The following is a 19,579-nucleotide window of genomic DNA, read 5'->3' on the forward strand; positions in this document are numbered from 1 at the left end:
CGGTCCCTCCGGGCCTCAGGCTCCGGCCGGTCCCTCCGGGCCCCAGGCCCCCGCAGGTGCCCGACCCCGACCTCAGGAACCGGGGTACGGCCACGGAGGCGAGCCGGGGCCGCAGAGCGGCCAGCCCCCGTGGGAGCACGGACCGAGCGCGCCCCAATGGCCCTCGGGCCCTCCGCCCCAGACCAACGGTTGAGTCCCGCCGACGACACGGAGCACCGCAATGGATTCGCTGGATACCCCGGCATTGCTCATCTCCAACCCGTTCGTCAACATGGCGATCCGGTTCCCTCTGGTCATCGTCGGCGTACTCGCGCTGGCTCTGGCCGGTCGGGCACCGGCGATGCGCGGGCTGATCCGTACCGGGGGCGGGCTGCTGATCCTCAACTGGATTCTCGGCGTGGCGTTCAGTGTGACTCTGGAGGTCGCATCGCTCGACAGCGTCGGCCCCGGCCTGTTCATCGGGTTCGACGTGGTCAGCATCATCGTCTTCGCCGCCGCCCTGATCCTGCTGCTGATCGCACTTGCGGGCAGCGGCCGCGGCTCGGCGCAGCGGGGCGCCGCAACGCCGCAGCCCGCGGGCCCCGGGGGATGGCCCCCGCCGGGCGGCCCCGGTGCGGGGCAGTACGCGCAGTCGCCCGGTCCGGGCTGGGGTCCGGCCGGTCCGGGCACCGCACAACACGGCCCTCAGGCCGGGCCGTACGGTCAGCCCTCTGCGCACGGCGGTCCCGTCGGCCCGCAGTACGATCCGAACGCGGGACAGCACTACGGCGGGCCGTCCGGCGGGCAGCAGCCCTCGACAGGGCCCCAGCACCGGCCTTCCGGCCCGCAGCCCGGAGCGCACGAACAGCCAGGCCGGCCGCCCGCGGGTCCGCCGCAGGCAGAGGACCCGCGGTACTGACGGCCGTTCGCGTCCCCGGACCGTGCTCGGCTGCCGGGCCGGTGCGGGGTCAGCGGATCTGGCGGGCCAGCTCGTCCAGTTGCGGCAGCACGGTGTCGCGCCCCGCGGAGTCCACGCCGAAGAACACCCGGCCCACGCCCGCCTCGGCGTAGGCGTCGACCGTCTTCTCCTCGGGCACCGCGTAGTACATCGACACCGGGATGGTGCCGCGCCCGGCCTCGGCGGCGAGCCGCTGCAGCCGGGTCACTCGCCGACCGAACTCGGCGGCGGTGTCGAGTGTGACGCCCTGCGGCATCCACTCGTCGCCGAAGTCGATCACGCGCTCCTCAACCGTGGGCCCGTTGCCGCCGACGATCACCGGCGGGTGCGGCTTCTGGGCGGGCTTGGGCCAGGCCCAGCTCTTCTCGAAGTCCGCGAACTCGCCGTGGAACTCCGCCTCGTCTTCTGTCCACAGCTCCTTCATGGCCTTGACGTTCTCCGCCATCCGCCGCATGCGGGTGCGCGCGTCGGTGCCGTGGTCGGCCATCTCCTCGCGGTTCCAGCCCGCGCCGACACCGAACAGGAACCGGCCGCCGGAGAGGTAGTCCAGGCTGGCGACCTCCTTGGCGGTGTGGATGGGGTCGCGCTGGGTGACCAGGCACACGCCGGTACCGACGCGCAGTGTCGTCGTCGCCGAGGCGGCGTAGCTCAGCGCCACGAACGGGTCGTAGGTGTGCACGTACATCCGCGGCAGGTCCCCGCCACCGGGATAGGGAGACCGCCGGCTGACCGGGATGTGGCTGTGCTCGGGGAACAGCAGCGACTCGAAACCGCGGTCCTCGGCCTCGCGCGCGAGGGTGGCCGGATCGATCGCGTCATGCGTGGGAAACATAAGAATCCCGTACTTCATAACCGTTGCGTCTCCTTATGTATGCGCCTGCAAACGTCTGGAGTCTACGCCTGGCCGTGACGCCACGCGGTGAGGGCGCTACCCGGGCCGGCCCGCGCGTACCGCGCTCGTCGATTACCGGCTCGCCGCAGGTGGTACTACAGTCTGTCGTAGACATTCGTGCCGATCCGCCCGGCGCTCCGTCCGTTCCGCCGGGCGGCGCGACCGATCGGGCGCAACCGCACCAACCCGGGTGGAGGACTACCGTGGTCGAAGCGCTGACCACCACCATCCAGGTCGCATCGCTGCTCCTGGCCGCATGGTGCCTGATCTCGACCTTCCGCGACCAGCCGATGGTCGTGCCCCACCTGGTGGCCATGGGCGTGCTGTGGCTGGCCGTGATCGCCCAGGCCGTGGTGTCGGGGGTGCTGATGGCGCAGGGCGGGCGCCCCGACGAGACGCTGGTCTTTATCAGCTATCTGGCCACCATCGTGCTCATCCCCCCGGCGTGCGCGGTGTGGGGCTTCGTCGAGCGGAGCAGGTGGGGGCCGGCGGTCATCGCCTTCGCCTGCCTCGTCCTCCCCGTCATGATGGTCCGCCTCGAACAGTTGTGGGGCCCCGCACGTGTCTGAATCCGTCGCCCGCAGCGGCCCCGGCCGCGTCCTCGTCGCCGTTTACGCCGTCTTCGCCATCGGGGCGACCTCGCGTGCGGCCGTGCAGATCCTCACCCGATTCCACGAGGCGCCGCTGGCCTACCTGCTCTCGGCGCTGGCGGGGGTCGTCTACATCGTCGCGACCGCGGGCCTGGTAGCCGGCGGTCGGACGTCGCTGCGCGTCGCGGCGGTGTCGTGCTCCGTCGAACTGGTCGGCGTGCTCGTCGTGGGCGCATTCAGCCTGCTCGACCCGGCCGCGTTCCCCGACGACACCGTCTGGTCGCGTTTCGGCAGCGGCTATCTGTTCATCCCGCTCGTACTGCCGGTGCTGGGCCTGCTGTGGGTGCGCCGCGTGAGCCGCTCGCGCGCCGCCTCACCGCCGATCTTGTAGCTATCGCAAATGGAAATCGTTTTACATCACGATAGCTACAAGATCGACGGGGTTCGGGGATGCGGCTTCGGCGCCGCTCCGACCTCCGCCCTGCCCGGGTAGCTTGCAGCCATGGCCACCGATCAGAACGCCCCCGCACTGCCCGTCGTCGTCCCGCCGGAGTGGGCCGCCGCGCACGCCGACGAGGTGCTCTTCGCCGACGTGCGCTGGTACCTCGACGGCCGGTCCGGCCGCGACGCCTACCTGGCGGGGCATCTGCCCGGTGCGGTGTTCGCGGACATCGACACCGATCTCGCCGCGCCCGCCACCGAGTCCGGCGGCCGCCATCCGCTGCCCGACCCGGACGACTTCGCCGAGTCCATGTCCGCGCTGGGCATCGGCGACCGCACGCCGGTCGTCGCCTACGACGACAGCGGCGGTTCGACCGCGGCGCGGTTGGTGTGGCTGCTCCGCGTGCTCGGATCGCCGGCCGCCCTGCTCGACGGCGGCATCGACGCCTGGCGCGGTCCGCTGGAGCGCGGCGGCGTCGAGCCGATCCGGCGTGAACGCACCGCGGTGCCCTGGCCCGCCGACCGCTTCGCGGACACCGCCGCCGTGCGCGCCGAGTCCGGCGACCAGCGCCGGCTGCTGCTCGACGCCCGCGTCCATGAGCGCTACACCGGCGCGGCCCCTGCTCCGGTGGACGCGCGCCCCGGGCACATCCCCGGCGCGCGCAGCGCGGCCTGGGCCGGAAACCTCACCGCGGACGGGCGCTTCGCGCCGCCCGAGCGGCTGCGCGAGAGGTTCCGCGCACTGGGTGCCGACAGCGCCGAGACCGTCACCGCCTACTGCGGCTCGGGCGTCACCGCGTGCCTTGACCTGGTCGCCCTCGAACACGCGGGATACGCCGGTGCCCGCCTCTATCCCGGATCGTGGAGCGCATGGGGGGCCGACACCGGCCTTCCCGTGGAGACGGGGGAGGTCGGCGGAGCCGGGGGGATCGGCGGGAGGGGGGAGTGTGACGGGGGCGGGTAGACACCGCGTGGCCTGATCCCAGGGTCAGTGGGCGGCCACGCGGCTGATCGGACGAGGGCGCGGGGTACACGTGTGCACGACGGCCGGGCGGGTCCCGGCGACGAGCGGCGCCCTGTGTCCATGGTGCGGCCGCGGTCGGGTTTGCGGTGCGCGGCACGCCGATGTCGCCTGTTCGAGTCGGCGGGTAGCGGTACCGGCACGAACGGCCGTCGACACCGCCTGCGGGCGGCGGTTCGGAGCCGGAGGCTCTCCGCCGCCCGAACCGGGTCTCTTCGAGACGCATTTTTTCTCGGGTCTCACTGCTGTCTAACCTCGGCATCCGATCGTTGTCGGTAACAGGTCGAGCAGTCCGGAGGAGCACATGAGCGCCAGCGACCCCAGCAAGGGGTTCCCAACCGGGGACCACGTAGGCGAAGGCCGTCCGGCCGAGCCGCCCGAGGTGTCCGCGGACGCCGCCCCGCCCGGTGCCGACCCCGCGTCTCCGCCTGAACCCGCCGACAGCGCGGCGCAGCCTGAAGCGGCCGCTTGGACCGAGCCCGCGCCCGGCGACGACCCCGACGTGGCGGTAGCGGCCCAGTCCGGGGGCGGTGCCTCCGAGACCACCGGGCCTTGGCGGTCCGCCGTGGCCAACCGGCCCCCGCGCGCCACCCCCTACGAAGCGGCCGGAGACGAGGCGCCGGTACCCCACGAGCAGCCGCAGGCCTCCCGAGCCGCCCAGCCCGGCGAACACGCCGCTCCCGCCGATCCCCTCCGACACCACGGCCCCGCTCAGGGCGCCTTCCCGGGAGGGTCCGGGCAGCCGCGCGGCCATGGCCCCCACGGTCCGCAGCCGGGGCAGCACCCCGGCGACGCCGAGTCCGCGGCCTGGTCCGGCGCGGCCGCCGGCGCCGCGAGCGGGGCAGCCGACCCGTCCGCCCCCTACGGCGCGTACCCCGGGCAGGACGCCGGGGCGCACCACACCGGCGGCTGGCACTACGGCGGCGGCCACCCCGGCGGCCCCGGTGGTCCCGGCTATCCCGGCGGTCCCGGACACCCCGGCGGCTTCCCGCCGCCCCCGCACGGCGAGGGCCGTCCGGGCGAGCCGCCCCGCAAGCCCGGCCTCCTGCGGCGCAACGCCGTCGTGGTGGTCGCCGCCGTCACGGCGCTGGTCACCAGCCTGATCGTGGGCCCCGCCGCCGCGGCGATCACCGCCTACTTCGTCGACGCGGGCCAGGGAGGCACGTCTGCGCTCACCGACGGCTCGGGCGGATCGCCCTCGACCGGAGACGTCAGCACCGTCGCCGAGAAGTCCCTGCCCAGCGTGGTCTCCATCCAGGCGGGCCAGGGCACCGGCAGTGGCGCGGTCATCAGCTCCGACGGCCAGATCCTCACCAATGCCCACGTCGTCTCCGAAGCCCAGGGCGACACGGTCACCGTGGCGTTCAACGACGGCAGCGAGGCGAAGGCCCGCATCCTGGGCACCGACCCCGTCTCCGACCTCGCCGTCATCAAGGCCGAGGACCAGAGCGGGCTCACCACCGCCAAGCTCGGCGACTCCGACAAGGTCGAGGTCGGTGCCGACGTCGTCGCGATCGGCTCTCCCCTGGGCCTGCAGGGCACCGTCACCAGCGGCGTGGTCAGCTCCCTCGACCGCCCCGTCAACACCGGCGCCACCGGTCAGCAGGAGCAGCAGCCGGACAACCCCTTCGGCCTGCCGGAGGAGCAGGAGCAGGGGCAGGGCGAGCAGCAGTTGCGGACCTCGACGGTCATCAACGCCATCCAGACCGACGCGCCCATCAACCCGGGCAACTCGGGCGGCCCGCTGATGAACATGAGCGGCGAGGTCATCGGCATCAACACCGCGATCGCCTCCACGAGCACCACGGGGGGCCAGGCCGGTTCGATCGGGCTCGGCTTCGCCATCCCGATCAACCAGGCCAAGCCGATCGCCGAGCAGCTCATCGAGGACGGCCAGGCGAGCTACGCCGCCATCGAGGCCACCATCACCCAGAGCAACGAGGAAGGCGCCACGGTCGTGGAGACCAACGACGGCGGCGCCGCGGCCGGGGCCGGCCTGGAGCGGGGCGACCGCATCACCCGTGTCAACGGCGAAGAGGTGGACGGCCCCAACGCCCTCATCGCCGCGATCCGCGCCCACCAGCCGGGCGACACGATCACCATCGGCTACGTGCGCAACGGCGAGGAGCAGGAGGCCGACGTGACGCTCTCGGCGCAGTCGTCCAACAGCCTCGGCAGCTGAGGCGCCGCCGCGAGACCTCACCGGGAGCGGGGATTGCGAAGGGAACAGGGGGCGGGGCCCGGCGCGTGCGGCACGCGCCGGGCCCCGCCGGGGCTGTAGTGGGCGACACCGGTCGCGGGCTCGACGCTTTCGCCGGGGCGGAGGGTATCGTTCCCGGCACTGTACGGCGACCGGCCGTGCGCCCGCGGTGACGAAACCGCTCAGGCAGGGCGGGACCGCGTCACCGGCGGCCGGACCGGGCAGCCGACCCGCGAGCACGGTGCGGTCCGTTCACCCGCGCCTCGATCTGGAGACCTGACAATGGGCGAAGCCCCTTCCACACTCCCGGGCCGCCGTCGGACGCACAGCGGCGCCCGGCGCGGCGCCGGCGGATCGCCGGAGCGCCGGCGCGTACTCATCGGCTCCGACACCTACCCGCCCGACGTCAACGGCGCCGCGCTGTTCAGCGCGCGCCTGGCGCGCGGGCTCGCCGACCGCGGCACCGACGTGCACGTGCTGTGCCCTTCGGCGGACGGCCCGCCGCGCGTGACCGAGATCGGCGGTGCCGTCGAGCACCGGGTGCGTTCGGCTCCGTCGCTGGTGCACGAGACGGTGCGCCTGGCGGTGCCCGCCGGCCTTCCCGGGCACATCGACCGCCTCCTGGCCCGCCTGCGCCCCGACGCGGTGCACATCCAGAACCACTTCATCGTCGGCCGCCTGCTGCTGCGCGCGGCGCGGCGGCACGGCATCCCGGTCGTGGCCACCAACCACTTCATGCCGGAGAACCTGTTCACCTACCTCCACTGCCCGGCGGCGCTGCACGCGGCGCTCGGCGACCGCGCCTGGCGCGACTTCGTGCGCGTCACCTCCGGGGCCGACCACGTCACGACCCCCACGCGCATCGCCGCCCAGCTGCTGCTGGACAAGGGCTTCGGCCGCACCGTCGAGGCGGTCTCCTGCGGCACCGACCTGCACCGCTTCCGGCCGCTCGGCGGTGGCTCGGCCGAGCGCGCGGGCGCCCGGCGGCGGCTGGGCCTGCCGGACCGGCCGACGCTCGCCTTCGTGGGGCGCCTGGACTCCGAGAAGAACATCGCCGACCTCGTCGAGGCCCTTCCGCACGTCACCGTGCCCGACACCCAGCTCGTGGTGGCCGGAGCCGGCCCGCAGCGGCCGCACCTGGAGGAGCTGGCCAGGCAGCGCGGCGTGGCCGACCGGGTGCATCTGCTCGGGTTCGTGCCCGACGCGGACCTGCCCGACGTGTACCACGCGGCCGACGTCTTCATCATCGCCGGGACCGCCGAGCTGCAGAGCATCGCGACCCTGGAGGCCATGGCCAGCGGGCTGCCGGTCGTGGCCGCCGACGCGATGGCGCTGCCGCACCTCGTCCAGACCGGGCGAAACGGCTACCTCTACCCGCCGGGCAACGCGGGCGACCTGGCCAAGTACGCCGGCGAGATCCTGGCGGGCGGCGAGGAGCGCGACCGGATGGGCGAGGAGAGCCGGCGGCTGGCCTCCCGGCACGACCACCAGGCCTCCTTGGCGCGGTATGAGGAGATCTACCGCGAGCTGTCGCCGGACCCGGGCGGGCGAATCCGTCGGCTCTAGCGGCCGCGGCTCACTCCACGGCGGGCTCGGCGGACAGGCCGCGGCCGCGTCCCGCGCCGGGGTTGCGGCCGCGCTCGGAGCGGTGCGCCGCGGCCCCCGCGGTACCTCCGGCGGACCTCAGGGGGCGCGCCGACGGGTCGCGCCTGCGGTGCGCCCCCTCGGCCGGCCGCTCGTCATCGGCCGCGACGTGTTGATCGGAGCCCGTTCCGGAGGGAGCCGGCGCGGTGCTGCCGCCGACCGGCTCGCCGATGCCCCCCTTGCCGAGCCGGGCGGTGCCCTGAACGGGCGGGGCGGGAGCGGGGCGGCTTGCGCGGGCAAGGGTGACCACCCCGACCACGAGCAAGACCGCGGCGCCGACCGCGATGGTGCCCTCCACCGGCCCGGTCGGGATCCGCTCGTCGAAGAGCACGACACCGATGACCGCGGCCGAGAGCGGGTCGCTGATGAGCAGCGTCGCGTAGGCGAGCGCGAAGTGCCCGCTGCGGTAGGCGTTCTGCACGATCATGGCGCCCGACAGGCCGATCGCCAGGCCCACCAGGCTCAGCGGCTGCACGATCGCCAGCACGTCCGCGACGGCGGCCGACCCGATGACGCGGGCGAACGCCGACGTCGCGCCGTAGGCCACGCCTCCGGCCAGCGCGAGGGTCCAGGCCCGTGTGACGGGTCCGGTGAACCGCGCGGCCGCCAGGCACGCCAGCATCACGCCGGCGCAGCCCAGGGGCATGAGGAAGGTTTCGGCGCGGGTGGGCACCGGCGCGCCGGCGTGGTCGGGAAGCGTGGCCAGCAGCCCGGCCAGTGCCGCGGTGACGGCGAGCGATCCGATGACCTGGGCCTTCTTCAGGCGCTGGCGGCGGAAGAACGCCGAGAGCATCACCGCGAACAGCAGACCGCTGACCCCGATCGGCTGGACGATGATGAGGGGCGCGCCGCTGAGAGCGACCATGTGCGCCACGACACCGGCCACCGTCAAGAGGGTACCCAGACACCAACCGCGGCTGCGCACCAGGAAGGACAGCAGCCGCAACTGCCCGAGCCGCGGCGCCCGGACGACCGCCCTCTCCTGGAAGGCCGCCCCCGCCGCGACTGCGAGCGCACCCGCGATGGCGATGACCACTGGCAACGACATGTGCTGCTGCGCCCTCCTTGCGTCTCATCCGCCTGGCGGGTGCGGCGGTACGTCGATCGGGTGGTGCATCCGGCGGGCGGGCGTCGGCGTTCTCCGGTGCCGGTCGCGGACATCGTGCGCGGCTGAGGCGGGAACAGCAGTGCCCGTCCACGACCGCTTCGGGTGCGACCGGGCAATGTCGAATTGCGGATACTCCCGAACAATCCCGACCACCCAGCCGAGTGTGACAGGTACCACGTGTGCGGAGTGAACCGCGGGTGGTCCCGACGCGCTCTGCGGAGGGTCCGCTCCCCGGACCACCGCATGCGCGGGCGCTTCCGGCCCGGCGCCGCACGGGGCCCATCCTCCTGGCCTGGGAATTCTGCTATATGAAAGGTCAAGATCCGATAAACGGGCCGGAAGTCCGAGCCGCACCGCGAGGGCCTCCCGGAGCCGCCCGCGGACGGCACCGGGACCCCGCGGGGTCAGTCCCGGGGGGCGGTCCCTCCGCCCGGTTCGCTGCGGGGCGGCAGCCAGAACCCGACGACGGCGCCCCCGCCGGGGCGGTTCGCGGCCAGGACGCGGCCGCCGTGCGCGCTCACGATGTCGTGGACCATCGACAGGCCCAGTCCCGAGCCGGGCATGCTCCGCGCCGAGGCCGCACGGTAGAAGCGCTCGAAGATGTGCTCCAGCTCCTGCTCGTCGACGCCCGGACCGCGGTCGCGCACCTCGACCCTGCCCTCGCGGACGACGATCTCGACGGGCTCCGTCCCGTCGGGATCGAACTTCGCCGCGTTCTCCACCGGGTTCGACAGGGCCCGCTCCAGCGCCCCCGGCCTGCCGTGCACCACCGTGCCGTCGGCATCCACCGCGACCTCGCGCCCCGTTCGCCTGCGGGTGCGGGCGGCGACGCGCTCGGCCAGGGCGCTCATGTCCACATCGGCCGGCTGCTCGTCCTCACGGCTGTCGGTCGCCAGCTGCACCAGCTCGTCGACCAGGTCGGTGAGTTCGCGGGTCTCGCCCTGGAGATCGTCGACGAGCTGCCGCCGTCCCTCCGGCGGCAGCTGCTCGAAGCGCCGCATCACGCTGACGTTGGTGCGCAGGCTCGTGAGCGGGGTGCGCAGCTCGTGCGAGGCGTTCTGCACCAGCCGCCGCTGCTCCTCCTTGGACCCGGCCAGCCTGGCCAGCATCGCACTGAACGCGTTGCCCAGGCGGCCCACCTCGTCGCCCGCCGCCTGCCGGGCGGAGGCCTCGCCGCCGGGCACGGGGTAGTCGAGCCTGCCGGTGGCGCTGACGTACTCCGCGGCCTCGGTCAGTCGCACCAGGCGGCCGGTGACGCGGCGGCCGATCAGCCACCCGGCAACGCCCGCTCCGATGAGCACCGCCCCGCCGACGCCCAGCATCTGGGTGGCGAGGCTGTCCAGCATGCTCTCGGTCGGCGAGAGCCGCTGGCCGATCTGGATGGCGCCGCTGCCGCCGCCGAGGGAGACCGTCGCGATGCGGTACTCCTCGCCGTGGGCGGCGTCTTCGCGGGTGTGCACCGCACCGGCCTGCTCCTCGGCGGCGGTCGCCCGGTCCTCGTCGGTGACCGGCAGGAACCGGACGGGCTGATCGCCGCGCACCTGCACCTGGAGGCCGCCGTCGGGGGTGATGGCCTGGTAGGTGAAGGAGTCGGAGTGCAGCAGTGTGGGCCCGTTCCCGCCGTCGAACGGGTCCATCGCCGGTCCGCGCAGGTCGCGCGAGAGGCTCTCGACGGTGGTGTCGAACTCCGTCTGCTCGTCGGTGCGGATCAGGAACGCCGCGGTGTTGTAGGCCAGCGAGCCCACCAGCGCGATCACCACGGCCGCCACCAGGGCGAATGAAACTGCGAAGCGCGTGCCCAGGCGCCAGTCGCGCACCGGCACGACGCGCTCTTTGAGGGCATGCGCCAGCTGACGCGGGTTGCGGATCACCGGATCACCCCGCCTCCTGCGGCCGGATGGTGTAGCCCACGCCCCGGACGGTGTGGATCAGCGGCGGCGTCCCCTGGGGTTCCAGCTTGCGGCGCAGGTAGCTGATGTAGACGGCCAGGTTCTTGGACTCCGGGCCGAAGTCGTAGCCCCAGATGCGGTCGTAGATGGTCGGATGGTCCAGCACGATCCCGGTGTTGCGGACGAGCAGTTCCAGCAGGTCGAACTCGGTCTTGGACAGCTCGACCTCCTGCCCGCCGCGCCACACCCGGCGCGCTCCGGGGTCCAGGCTCAGGTCGCCGACCTGCAGCGACGCCGCGGGTGAGCCGTCCTCGTCCGTAGGCGCCGCGCGGCGCAGCAGCGCCCGCAGCCGCGCCAGCAGCTCGTCCAGCTCGAAGGGCTTGGGGAGGTAGTCGTCGGCGCCGGCGTCCAGCCCGGCCACCCGGTCGGAGGTCTCCACGCGCGCCGTCAGCATCAGGATCGGGGTGCTGTCGCCCTCCTTGCGCAGCACGCGGCACACGCCAAGGCCGTCGACGCCCGGCATCATCACGTCGAGCACCAGCAGGTCCACCGGCTCGGCGTGCACGGCCGCGAGGGCCTCGACCCCGTCGGCCGCCATGCGCACCTCGTAGCCCTCCAACCGCAGCGCCCGATCCAGTGAGTCGCGGATGGCGCGGTCGTCGTCGGCGATCAGGACGCTGCTCGGTCGGGTCATGGTGCCAATGGTGGCGTATCCGGGTTAGCCGCCGGTAAGAGCAACGCGAGGCCACTGCGGGTCCGCGGAGTCCCAGACGGCGCCGGAGGGCCTACGCGCGGCGGAGAGCAGCAGCACCGCGCCCGAGAGGACGCCGCTGACGATCGGCACCAGTGGCGTATGGGACAGGCCGACGAGCGCGAAGCCCGCTGCGCCGAGCACGGTGAGCCCGGCTCCCGGCACGAGGACGGAGAGCTCCCGCCACACCGCCGCGAGCGCGACGAAGTGCAGGCCCACGATGACCGCGATCCAGGCGACGTTGGCCTCCACGGGCGCGCCGAGCGCCCGCAGCGCCGGGAACCCGCCGAAGAGCAGCGCGACCTCGGCGGCGACGACGGCGGCGTAGCGGCGGTTGAACATGGCAGGTCGCCCGTCGGCCGAGTCCGCGCCCGGGGCGTCCGGAGCGCGGCCGGCGGCCTTCCGGGCCGCCAGTACCGCCAGTACCGCGGCGGTCGCCAAGGCGAGCACCGCTGCGGCGCGCGCGAGTACGACCAGCCCCGGACCCATCGGGGCGCCGGCGTTGACGAAGACGAACACGGCGCCGAAGACGCAGCCGATCAGTATTCCTGCGAGTCGCTGGCGCATGGGAGAGGCGGCCTCTTTCCTACGGGCACCTGTGCGGGCCCTCATCGTTGCGGTGCTGGCCGCCCTCGCCGGAGCGGTGCCGGTCGGCGGCGTGCCGGCTCGGCGGACCGATGGCCCCGCGGGGCCGCCGGCCGCTACTCACCGTCGCCGCCCTTGCTGCGCCCGCCCTGCTGGAAGGCGATACCGAAGGCGATGCCGATCCCGATGCCGAGGGCGATCCCCAGGCCCAGATTGTCGAGCGAGACCCCGAGAGCGATTCCGACCCCTATCCCGATGGCGAGTCCGGAGAACGCGGACGTGTTCCACTTCATCGGTGCCTCCATCCTGGATGATCCGCCGATTCGGACGGCGGCGTCGTGGGCGATACCGCAGATCGGACGCGGCGCGGCGCCCGCGGGTTCCCTCCGCGCGGCCCCTGCGGGTGACCGGGGACCGGGTCAGAGCTCCAGCTCCCAGGCCTGCGCCGTGAGGTCTTGCCCGAAGGCGCGCTCGTCGTGCGACGAGACCAGGCGGAACCCGGCGGCCTGGTACAGGCGCCGGGCCTCGCCGAGCACCGAGTACGTCGCCAGCACCATGCGCCGGTAGCCGGCTGCGCGCGCGAAGGCCAGGCATTCCCGCATCAGCATCGAGCCGACGCCGCGGCCGCGCGCCTCGGGCTCGACGAGGAACAGCCGCAGCCGTGCGGTGCTCTCGTCGTCGGGTACGCAGGCGATGCACCCGGCGCGGCGGTCGTCGGCCCCCGCGATCCACAGGCGGCGGCCCGTCCCGCCGGGTTCCTGCGCGTAGTCGGCGACCAGGCGCGCCACCCAGGCCTCGAACGAGGAGTCCCAGCCGTATTGGGCGGGGTAGAGCGCGCCGTGGCGCTCGACCACCCAGCCGAGGTCGCCGGGGCCCGGCTCGCGCAGTGACAGCCCTTCGGAGGCGGGGGCGGAATCGGCGGGAGCGGGGTCCTCGAACAGCCGCCGAACGGTGCTCATGGCCTCGATGAGCCGCCGCCGGTCGGCTGCGGACAGGTGCGAGATGAGGCCGACGACCTCCTCGTTCGCGCGGTCGTCCAGTACCGCGGCTGCGCGCCCGCCCTCGTCCGTCAGCTCGACGACCTGCCGCCGCCCGTCCTCAGGGGAGGGCGAGCGGACGATGAGCCCGGACCGCTCCAGCCGTGCCAGCACGCGGCTGAGCTGCCCGGCGTCCATATCGAGCGCGCGCCGGAGTTCGAGGGCCTCCGACCGGGTGCGCTGCCGCAGCTCGTACATCGTGCGGACCTCGGTCAGCGACCACGGGGACCCGAGCAGCCCGGGCTTGAGCGCGCCGACGCGGCGGGTGAAGAAGCGGTTGAAGGAGCGGATCGCGGAGACGTCGTCGATCGGGACGCCGGTGTCGGTTTCGAGCTTGTCCATGGCCATCCCCAGCTGCCTTCGCCCCTGTGGCGGTCCCGGCCGCCGCCGAAGCAGAATTGTTTGACTCTGACAAACAATCTACCGCGCGGAGGGGGTGCTTGGAAACGAGCGGTGGCCGGGACGGCTACGTGATCAACGGTGCTCGGTGCGGCGCATACCCGCCGCACGGCCCTTGCCCGCCACCGCCAGCGCCATCTTGCGGGACGCCTCGTCGAGCATCTCGCCGCCCAGCATCACCGCGCCCCGCCCCTCCACCGCAGTGGCGTGCTCGTAGGCCTCCAGAATGCGTTCGGCGTGGTCGTAGTCCTCCTGGCCGGGTGTGAACACCTCGTTGGCGGCCGCCACCTGCGACGGGTGCAGTACCCACTTGCCGTCGAAGCCCAGCGCGGCGGTGCGCCCCGCCGAGCGGCGGAACGCCTCGACGTCGCGGATCTGGAGGTAGGGACCGTCGACCGCCTCGAGCCCGTTCGCTCGGGCGGCCAGCAGGATGCGCATCAGCACGTAATGGTAGGCGTCGCCCACGTCGTAGCCGGGCGGCTGCTCGCCGACCACCAGGGTGCGCATGTTGACCGAGGCCATGAAGTCCGCCGGCCCGTACACCAGGCTCTCCAGCCGCGGCGAGGCCGCCGCGATCTCGTCGGCCCGGGAGGCGCCGCGGGCGTCCTCGATCTGGGCCTCGATCCCGATCCGGCCCGCTTCGAGGCCGGTGGCCGCCTCGATCTGCGTGAGCAGGGTGTCCAGCCAGCGCACATGGTCGGGCCCGGTGACCTTGGGCAGCACCAGGCAGTCCAGCTCGGCGCCGGCCGCCTCCACGACCTCGATGACGTCGCGGTAAGTCCACGGCGTCTCCAGGTCGTTGACCCGCACCGTGCGCACCTTGGCGCCCCACCCGCCGGCGTTGAGCGCGGCCGCGGCGTTGGCGCGGGCCGCCTCCTTCTCCGACGGTGCCACGGCGTCCTCGAGGTCGAGGAAGAACGCATCGGCCTCCAGGTCGCGGGCCTTCTCGATGAACCGGGCGTTGGACGCCGGAACCGCCAGAACCGAACGGCGCGGCCGCGATGCCACCGCACTCATGGTGCCTCCCTTGCTCGATTCGGATCCGGCGCCCCCATGCCGCCCGCCCGCCGCGGGCGGCGGGGGCGCCGCTCGACATCCTCGCAAACCGGCGCCGGCGGATCGCTCCCGCCTGCGGTTTCGCCGTGGGGCATGCCGCAGCACCCGGCGCACCGCGCCGACCGGGCAGTGCGTAGGCTGCCAACCGGGAACGGAACCAGCACGGGGACGGCTGCGCGCAAGCGGGGTGCGCCGGCACGCTCCCGAAGGGAGCGAGGCGCGATGGACGAGCCGGACCAGCACACGACCAGCCACCCGACCAGCGCCCACTGGGGGACCTACGACGTCCTGGTCTCGGGCGACCGCGTCGTGGGGGTGCGGCCGGCCGCCGACGACACCGACCCCTCGCCGCTCATCCGCAACGCCCCCGCCGCCCAGCACCACCGGACCCGCGTCGCCGCTCCGGCGGTGCGGCGGAGGTGGCTGGAGAACGGCCCCGGCCCCGACAGCTTGCGCGGCACCTTCCAAGACGAGTACGTCGAGCTCGGCTGGGACGCCGTGCTGGACCTGCTCGCCGCCGACATCGACCGGGTGCGCCGCGAGCACGGCAGCGCCGCCATCTACGGCGGCTCCTACGGCTGGGGCAGTGCGGGCCGCTTCCACCACCCGCAGAGCCAGGTCCACCGCTTCCTCAACTCCGTCGGCGGCTACACCCGCTCGCGCAACACCTACAGCTACGCCTGCGTCGAGGTCCTGCTTCCGCACGTCGTCGGCCTCGGCGGCACCGCCGACCTGCTCGAACGCGCCCCGACTTGGGAGGCCCTCGCCCGGCACACCGACCTGGTGGTGACCTTCGGCGGGCTGCGGCTGTCCAACACCTGGAACTCCTCCGGCGGGCGGGCCCGCCAGACCGCCGCCGAGGGCATGCGGGCGGCGGCCGAGTGCGGCGTGCGCACCGTGTCCGTCAGCCCGCTGCGCGACGACACCATCGAGGAGATGGGCGCCGAATGGCTGCCGGCCGATCCCGGCACCGACGCCGCCGTTCAGCTCGCGCTCATCCACACCCTCTTCGACGAAGGGCTGGCCGACTACGGCTTCCTCGACCGCTACACCGTCGGCGCCGACGTGCTGCGCCGCTATGTGAGGGGTGAGCGGGACGGCGTCGCCAAGACCCCCGAGTGGGCCGAGGGCCTGTCCCGGCTCCCCGCGCAGGCCCTGCGCGACCTCGCCCGGCGCATGGCCGCCGGCCGCACCCTGGTCAACGTCGGCTGGTCGGTGCAGCGCACCCGCTTCGGCGAGCAGCCGCTGTGGGCCGGTATCGCGCTGGCCGCATGCCTGGGCCAGATCGGACTGCCCGGCGGCGGGTTCGCCACCGGCTACGGGTCCTCGGGCAACTACGCGGGCGGCTCCACGCCCTCGGGGCTGCCGCGCTTCCTGCAGGGCGCCAACCCCGTCGACTCCGCCATCCCGGTCGCCCGGATCGCCGACATGCTTCTGCACCCCGGTGAGCCCTACGACTACGACGGGCGGCGGCGCACCTACCCCGACATCCGCATGGTGGTGTGGTCCGGCGGCAACCCCTTCCACCACCACCAGAACCTCGCGCGGCTGACCCGCGCCTTCGGACGCCCCGAGACGGTGGTGGTCGCCGAGACCCACTGGACCGCCACCGCCCGCCACGCCGACATCGTGCTGCCCTCCACCACCGCCCTGGAACGCGACGACATCGGCGCCAGCCAGGGCGACCTGCGGGTGCGCGCCATGCCGCGCGCGGTGGCCGCGCACGGCAGCGCCCGCGACGAGTACGACGTCTACACCGACCTCGCCGAACGGCTCGGCGCGCGTGCGGAGTTCACCGAAGGACGCACCTCGGCGCAGTGGCTGCGGCACATCTACGAGCAGTGGCGCGCCCGGTACACCACCCGGCGGCCGCCCGGATTCGACGACTTCTGGGCCGCCGGTGCAGTCGACATCCCCGACCGGGTCGAGGACACCACCCTCTTCGGCGACTTCCGCGCCGACCCCGGCGCCCACCCGCTGGCCACTCCCAGCGGGCTCATCGAGCTGTACTCGCAGACCGTCGACTCCTTCGGCTACGAGGACTGCCCGGGCCACCCGGTATGGCTGCCCTCCCCCGAGCGGATCGGCACCGACCGGGCGCGCCGGTGGCCGCTGCTGCTCGTCGCCAACCAGCCGCGCGGCCGCCTGCACAGCCAGCAGGACATGGGCGACTACAGCCGCTCGCTGGAGATCGCCGACCGGGCGCGGATGCGCATGCACCCCGGCGACGCGGCGGCCCGCGGCATCGCCGACGGCGACGTGGTGCGGGTGTACAACGACCGCGGCAGCCTGCTGGCCGGGGTCGAGACCAGCACCGACGTGCGGCCCGACGTCGTCCAGCTGTCCACCGGCGCCTGGTACGACCCGTCCTCGCCCGCGGCGACCTGCGTCCACGGCAACCCCAACGTCCTCACGGCCGACATCGGGTCCTCCGCCCTGAGCCAGGGCACCACCGGCCAGCACGCGCTGGTGGAGGTGGCCCGCCACGAGGGCGAGCCCCCTCCGGTGCGCGTGTTCGAGCCGCCGCGGACCGGCGCTCCTTAGCAGCGGGCGGAGCGCGCAGGGGGGCAGCGGCGGCCGTCCGGACGGCCGCCGCTGCGCCCGGCCCGCGACCGCGCGCACCTGCGGCGACGGGGAGACGCCGCTCACCTCCGGGTCCCACTTCCGCCGAAATGCGGGGATAGGTTAGCCTCTACTAAGTTCGAGTGGATCGCGGAACCGCCCCGGAGGAACAGTGCTGCCCCTGCCCGCGCGCCGCACGGCCGCCCCCGCTGGCGGAGCGCGATGAGCCTGGAACGGCCGTCCACCGCCCTGGACGCGGGCGAGGACGCCGGCGCTCCCGACTCCGTCGTCGCCGCTGACGCGCTCGACCGCCGCACCAGCGCCGCCGCGCACACCCACGTCCTGCGCACCGCCGGCCTGCTCGCGCTGGCCGCGGCCCTGGCCGGCTGCGCGGTCCTCAGCATCGCCGTCGGCGCCAAGGCCATCCCGCTGGGCACCGTCCTCGGTGCGCTGCTGGAACCCGACGGCAGCTACAACGCCAGCGTCGTGTGGGAGCTGCGGCTGCCGCGCACCGTCCTGGGCGTCTTCGTCGGCGCGGCCCTCGGGCTGGCCGGGGCGCTCATGCAGGGCCTCACGCGCAACCCGATCGCCGAGCCCGGCATCCTGGGCGTCAACTCCGGCGCCGCCGCCGCGGTCGTCACCGCGATCTTCGCCTTCGGTCTGACCGGGGCGGACGCCTACGTCTGGTTCGGGTTCCTCGGCGCCGCCATCGCCGCGGTCCTGGTCTACGCCCTGGGTTCGCGCGGCCGCAGCGGCGCCACCCCCGTCCGCCTCGCCCTCGCCGGAACCGCGCTGGGTGCGGTGCTTCAGGGCTTCGTCTACGGGATCACCGTCCTCAACGAGAACGTCTTCGACCAGATCCGCTTCTGGCAGGTGGGCTCCCTCGTCGGCCGCGACCTGGAGACCTTCCTGCGCATCTGGCCGTTCCTGACCGCGGGCATCGTGCTGGCCCTCATGCTGGGACCCGCGCTGAACGCCATCGCGCTCGGCGAGGACCTCGCGGCCGCGCTCGGCGCCCACGTCAACCGGACGCGCGCGTTCGTCGCGCTGGCGATCGTGCTGCTGTGCGGGGGCGCTACCGCGGCGGCCGGGCCCATCTGGTTCGTCGGCCTGATCGTGCCCCACCTCGCGCGCTCGTTCACCGGCCCCGACCAGCGGTGGCTGCTGCCCTACTCCGCGGCCGTCGGTGCCGTGCTGCTGACCCTCGCCGACACCGCCGGGCGCGTCGTGACCTCTTCCGGCGAACTGGAAGTCGGCATCGTCACCGCCCTGATCGGCGCGCCCGTGTTCATCTACCTCGTGCGGCGGAGAAGGATGGCCCAGCTGTGACCCTCACCCCCGCCCGTACCGGCGCCGGCTCCGACACAGCGGCCGGCGGCGCACCCGGCGCGCCGCCGGGCCGCCGCCGGCGCTCCACACGGGCGATGCGCTTGGCCGGCGGCCGCGTCAGCTTCGCGGTGCGCCCGCGCGTCGCCGCCGTCTACGGCGGGCTGCTCGCCGCGACCGTCGTCGTCTTCGCCGTCTCGCTGTCGGTGGGCGAATACTCCATCCCGCTGCCGCGCGTGCTGTGGGCGCTGGCCGGCGAGGGCGAACGGCTCGACCTCTTCTTCGTCCGCGATGTCCGGCTGCCGCGCGCCTGGGTGGCGGTGCTGGTCGGCGCCGCCCTGGGCATCGCCGGCGGCGTGTTCCAGAGCATCTCGCGCAACCCGCTGGGCAGCCCCGACATCATCGGGTTCACCGGGGGCGCCTCCACCGGCGCGGTCGCCGTCATCCTGGTGTTCGGCGGGAGCCTCGTGCAGATCTCCCTCGGCGCCGTCGTCGGCGGTGTGGGCACGGCGGTGGTGGTCTACCTGCTCGCGTTCAGGCGGGGCGTGCAGGGCTACCGGCTGGTTCTGGTGGGGATCGGCATCAACGCGCTGCTGCTGGCGGTGCGCGACTATTTGATGACACGGGCCGAGCTGACCGAGGCGATGACCGCGCACATCTGGATGATCGGCAGCCTCAACGGGCGCGGCTGGGGCGAGGTCCTCGCCGTGTCCATCGCGGCGGCCGTGCTGGTCCCCGTCGTCCTCGCCCTGGGGCCGCGGCTGCGCATGATGGAGATGGGCGAGCAGGCCGCCAGCGGCCTGGGGGTGCCCGTCCAGGGCACCCAGGTCGCGGTGATGCTGGCGGCGAGCGCGCTGACCGGCGCGGCGATCGCCGTCTCCGGCCCCATCAGCTTCATCGCCCTGGCGGCGCCCCAGTTGGTCCGCCGCCTCGCCCGCACCAACGGCACCGCGCTCCTGGGTGCCGGACTCATGGGCGCGCTGCTGCTGGCGGCGGCCGACCTGATCGCCCAGCAGGCGCTGGCCCCGACCCAGCTGCCGGTGGGCGTGGTGACGGCGGTCATCGGCGGCAGCTACCTGGTCTGGGTGCTGTACCGGGAATGGCGCACCGGTCATGCGTGACTCCGGCCGCGCAATCCATC

Annotated in this window: 17 protein-coding genes; 9 read left to right on the forward strand and 8 right to left on the reverse strand. The window is 73.9% G+C overall.

Annotated features, from left to right (window positions below):
• Nucleotides 1–220 precede the first annotated feature (220 nt).
• On the forward strand, nt 221–898 hold the full coding sequence (locus tag RM446_RS19955) for a hypothetical protein (RefSeq protein ID WP_311546893.1): 678 nt from the start codon (nt 221–223) through the stop codon (nt 896–898).
• Between the two features lie 49 nt (nt 899–947).
• Here RM446_RS19955 and RM446_RS19960 read toward each other — a convergent pair whose 3' ends face one another.
• On the reverse strand, nt 948–1,769 hold the full coding sequence (locus RM446_RS19960) for an LLM class F420-dependent oxidoreductase (RefSeq protein ID WP_311546894.1): 822 nt from the start codon (nt 1,767–1,769) through the stop codon (nt 948–950).
• Between the two features lie 263 nt (nt 1,770–2,032).
• Here RM446_RS19960 and RM446_RS19965 point away from each other — a divergent pair, with 263 nt between their 5' ends.
• The 5 genes from RM446_RS19965 (at nt 2,033) to RM446_RS19985 (ending at nt 7,647) form a co-directional block, all read left to right on the forward strand.
• Nucleotides 2,033–2,398 carry a hypothetical protein gene (locus RM446_RS19965; RefSeq protein ID WP_311546895.1) on the forward strand — a complete coding sequence of 122 codons (366 nt, stop codon included), beginning with the start codon at nt 2,033–2,035 and terminating at the stop codon, nt 2,396–2,398.
• Complete coding sequence (locus tag RM446_RS19970; protein WP_311546896.1) at nt 2,391–2,810, forward strand: hypothetical protein; 420 nt, start codon at nt 2,391–2,393, stop codon at nt 2,808–2,810. Before RM446_RS19965 ends, RM446_RS19970 begins: the two co-directional genes overlap by 8 nt.
• A 111-nt stretch (nt 2,811–2,921) precedes the next feature.
• Complete coding sequence (locus RM446_RS19975) at nt 2,922–3,824, forward strand: sulfurtransferase (protein WP_311546897.1); 903 nt, start codon at nt 2,922–2,924, stop codon at nt 3,822–3,824.
• Nucleotides 3,825–4,185: 361 nt separating this feature from the next.
• Nucleotides 4,186–6,063: a trypsin-like peptidase domain-containing protein gene (locus RM446_RS19980; protein ID WP_311546898.1), complete on the forward strand. Its 1,878-nt coding sequence runs from the start codon at nt 4,186–4,188 to the stop codon at nt 6,061–6,063.
• 300 nt (nt 6,064–6,363) lie between these two features.
• Nucleotides 6,364–7,647, forward strand: a complete 1,284-nt coding sequence (locus RM446_RS19985) for a glycosyltransferase (RefSeq protein WP_311546899.1) — start codon at nt 6,364–6,366, stop codon at nt 7,645–7,647.
• Between the two features lie 10 nt (nt 7,648–7,657).
• On the opposite strand, the gene RM446_RS19990 is transcribed toward RM446_RS19985, so the two are convergent.
• From RM446_RS19990 to RM446_RS20020, 7 genes are all read right to left on the reverse strand, one after another.
• The gene (locus RM446_RS19990; RefSeq protein WP_311546900.1) at nt 7,658–8,773 is read right to left on the reverse strand and encodes a DMT family transporter; all 1,116 of its coding nucleotides are present in this window, start codon (nt 8,771–8,773) and stop codon (nt 7,658–7,660) included.
• A gap of 464 nt (nt 8,774–9,237) precedes the next feature.
• Nucleotides 9,238–10,704 (reverse strand): sensor histidine kinase, encoded by a 1,467-nt coding sequence (locus RM446_RS19995; RefSeq protein WP_398695555.1) that lies wholly within the window; start codon nt 10,702–10,704, stop codon nt 9,238–9,240.
• A 4-nt stretch (nt 10,705–10,708) separates the two neighbouring features.
• Nucleotides 10,709–11,416 carry a response regulator transcription factor gene (locus tag RM446_RS20000; RefSeq protein ID WP_311546901.1) on the reverse strand — a complete coding sequence of 236 codons (708 nt, stop codon included), beginning with the start codon at nt 11,414–11,416 and terminating at the stop codon, nt 10,709–10,711.
• A gap of 24 nt (nt 11,417–11,440) precedes the next feature.
• Nucleotides 11,441–12,040 (reverse strand): hypothetical protein, encoded by a 600-nt coding sequence (locus RM446_RS20005; protein ID WP_311546902.1) that lies wholly within the window; start codon nt 12,038–12,040, stop codon nt 11,441–11,443.
• Nucleotides 12,041–12,174: 134 nt separating this feature from the next.
• Nucleotides 12,175–12,351 carry a hypothetical protein gene (locus RM446_RS20010; RefSeq protein ID WP_311546903.1) on the reverse strand — a complete coding sequence of 59 codons (177 nt, stop codon included), beginning with the start codon at nt 12,349–12,351 and terminating at the stop codon, nt 12,175–12,177.
• A 126-nt stretch (nt 12,352–12,477) separates the two neighbouring features.
• A complete protein-coding gene (locus RM446_RS20015) occupies nt 12,478–13,437 on the reverse strand; it encodes a bifunctional helix-turn-helix transcriptional regulator/GNAT family N-acetyltransferase (protein WP_311546904.1) in 960 nt (319 codons plus the stop codon).
• A gap of 132 nt (nt 13,438–13,569) precedes the next feature.
• A complete protein-coding gene (locus tag RM446_RS20020; RefSeq protein ID WP_311546905.1) occupies nt 13,570–14,511 on the reverse strand; it encodes an HpcH/HpaI aldolase/citrate lyase family protein in 942 nt (313 codons plus the stop codon).
• Between the two features lie 261 nt (nt 14,512–14,772).
• Between RM446_RS20020 and RM446_RS20025 the strand changes: the two genes are divergently transcribed.
• The 3 genes from RM446_RS20025 (at nt 14,773) to RM446_RS20035 (ending at nt 19,559) form a co-directional block, all read left to right on the forward strand.
• Nucleotides 14,773–17,094: a molybdopterin-dependent oxidoreductase gene (locus RM446_RS20025; protein WP_311546906.1), complete on the forward strand. Its 2,322-nt coding sequence runs from the start codon at nt 14,773–14,775 to the stop codon at nt 17,092–17,094.
• Between the two features lie 240 nt (nt 17,095–17,334).
• On the forward strand, nt 17,335–18,441 hold the full coding sequence (locus tag RM446_RS20030) for a FecCD family ABC transporter permease (protein WP_311546907.1): 1,107 nt from the start codon (nt 17,335–17,337) through the stop codon (nt 18,439–18,441).
• Between the two features lie 95 nt (nt 18,442–18,536).
• Nucleotides 18,537–19,559 (forward strand): FecCD family ABC transporter permease, encoded by a 1,023-nt coding sequence (locus RM446_RS20035; protein ID WP_311546929.1) that lies wholly within the window; start codon nt 18,537–18,539, stop codon nt 19,557–19,559.
• Nucleotides 19,560–19,579: the final 20 nt, after the last annotated feature.

Source organism: Streptomonospora wellingtoniae (genome assembly GCF_031845375.1).
GTDB classification, from domain to species: Bacteria; Actinomycetota; Actinomycetes; order Streptosporangiales; family Streptosporangiaceae; genus Streptomonospora; species Streptomonospora wellingtoniae.

Coding starts and splice junctions, on each gene's coding strand:
- RM446_RS20010 (WP_311546903.1), bottom strand. CDS start 12,351: ATGAAGTGGAACACGTCCGCGTTCTCCGGACTCGCCATCGGGATAGGG.
- RM446_RS20020 (WP_311546905.1), bottom strand. CDS start 14,511: ATGAGTGCGGTGGCATCGCGGCCGCGCCGTTCGGTTCTGGCGGTTCCG.
- RM446_RS19975 (WP_311546897.1), top strand. CDS start 2,922: ATGGCCACCGATCAGAACGCCCCCGCACTGCCCGTCGTCGTCCCGCCG.
- RM446_RS20035 (WP_311546929.1), top strand. CDS start 18,537: ATGCGCTTGGCCGGCGGCCGCGTCAGCTTCGCGGTGCGCCCGCGCGTC.
- RM446_RS20000 (WP_311546901.1), bottom strand. CDS start 11,416: ATGACCCGACCGAGCAGCGTCCTGATCGCCGACGACGACCGCGCCATC.
- RM446_RS20030 (WP_311546907.1), top strand. CDS start 17,335: ATGAGCCTGGAACGGCCGTCCACCGCCCTGGACGCGGGCGAGGACGCC.
- RM446_RS19985 (WP_311546899.1), top strand. CDS start 6,364: ATGGGCGAAGCCCCTTCCACACTCCCGGGCCGCCGTCGGACGCACAGC.
- RM446_RS20025 (WP_311546906.1), top strand. CDS start 14,773: ATGGACGAGCCGGACCAGCACACGACCAGCCACCCGACCAGCGCCCAC.
- RM446_RS20005 (WP_311546902.1), bottom strand. CDS start 12,040: ATGCGCCAGCGACTCGCAGGAATACTGATCGGCTGCGTCTTCGGCGCC.
- RM446_RS19990 (WP_311546900.1), bottom strand. CDS start 8,773: ATGTCGTTGCCAGTGGTCATCGCCATCGCGGGTGCGCTCGCAGTCGCG.
- RM446_RS20015 (WP_311546904.1), bottom strand. CDS start 13,437: ATGGACAAGCTCGAAACCGACACCGGCGTCCCGATCGACGACGTCTCC.
- RM446_RS19955 (WP_311546893.1), top strand. CDS start 221: ATGGATTCGCTGGATACCCCGGCATTGCTCATCTCCAACCCGTTCGTC.
- RM446_RS19980 (WP_311546898.1), top strand. CDS start 4,186: ATGAGCGCCAGCGACCCCAGCAAGGGGTTCCCAACCGGGGACCACGTA.
- RM446_RS19960 (WP_311546894.1), bottom strand. CDS start 1,769: ATGTTTCCCACGCATGACGCGATCGATCCGGCCACCCTCGCGCGCGAG.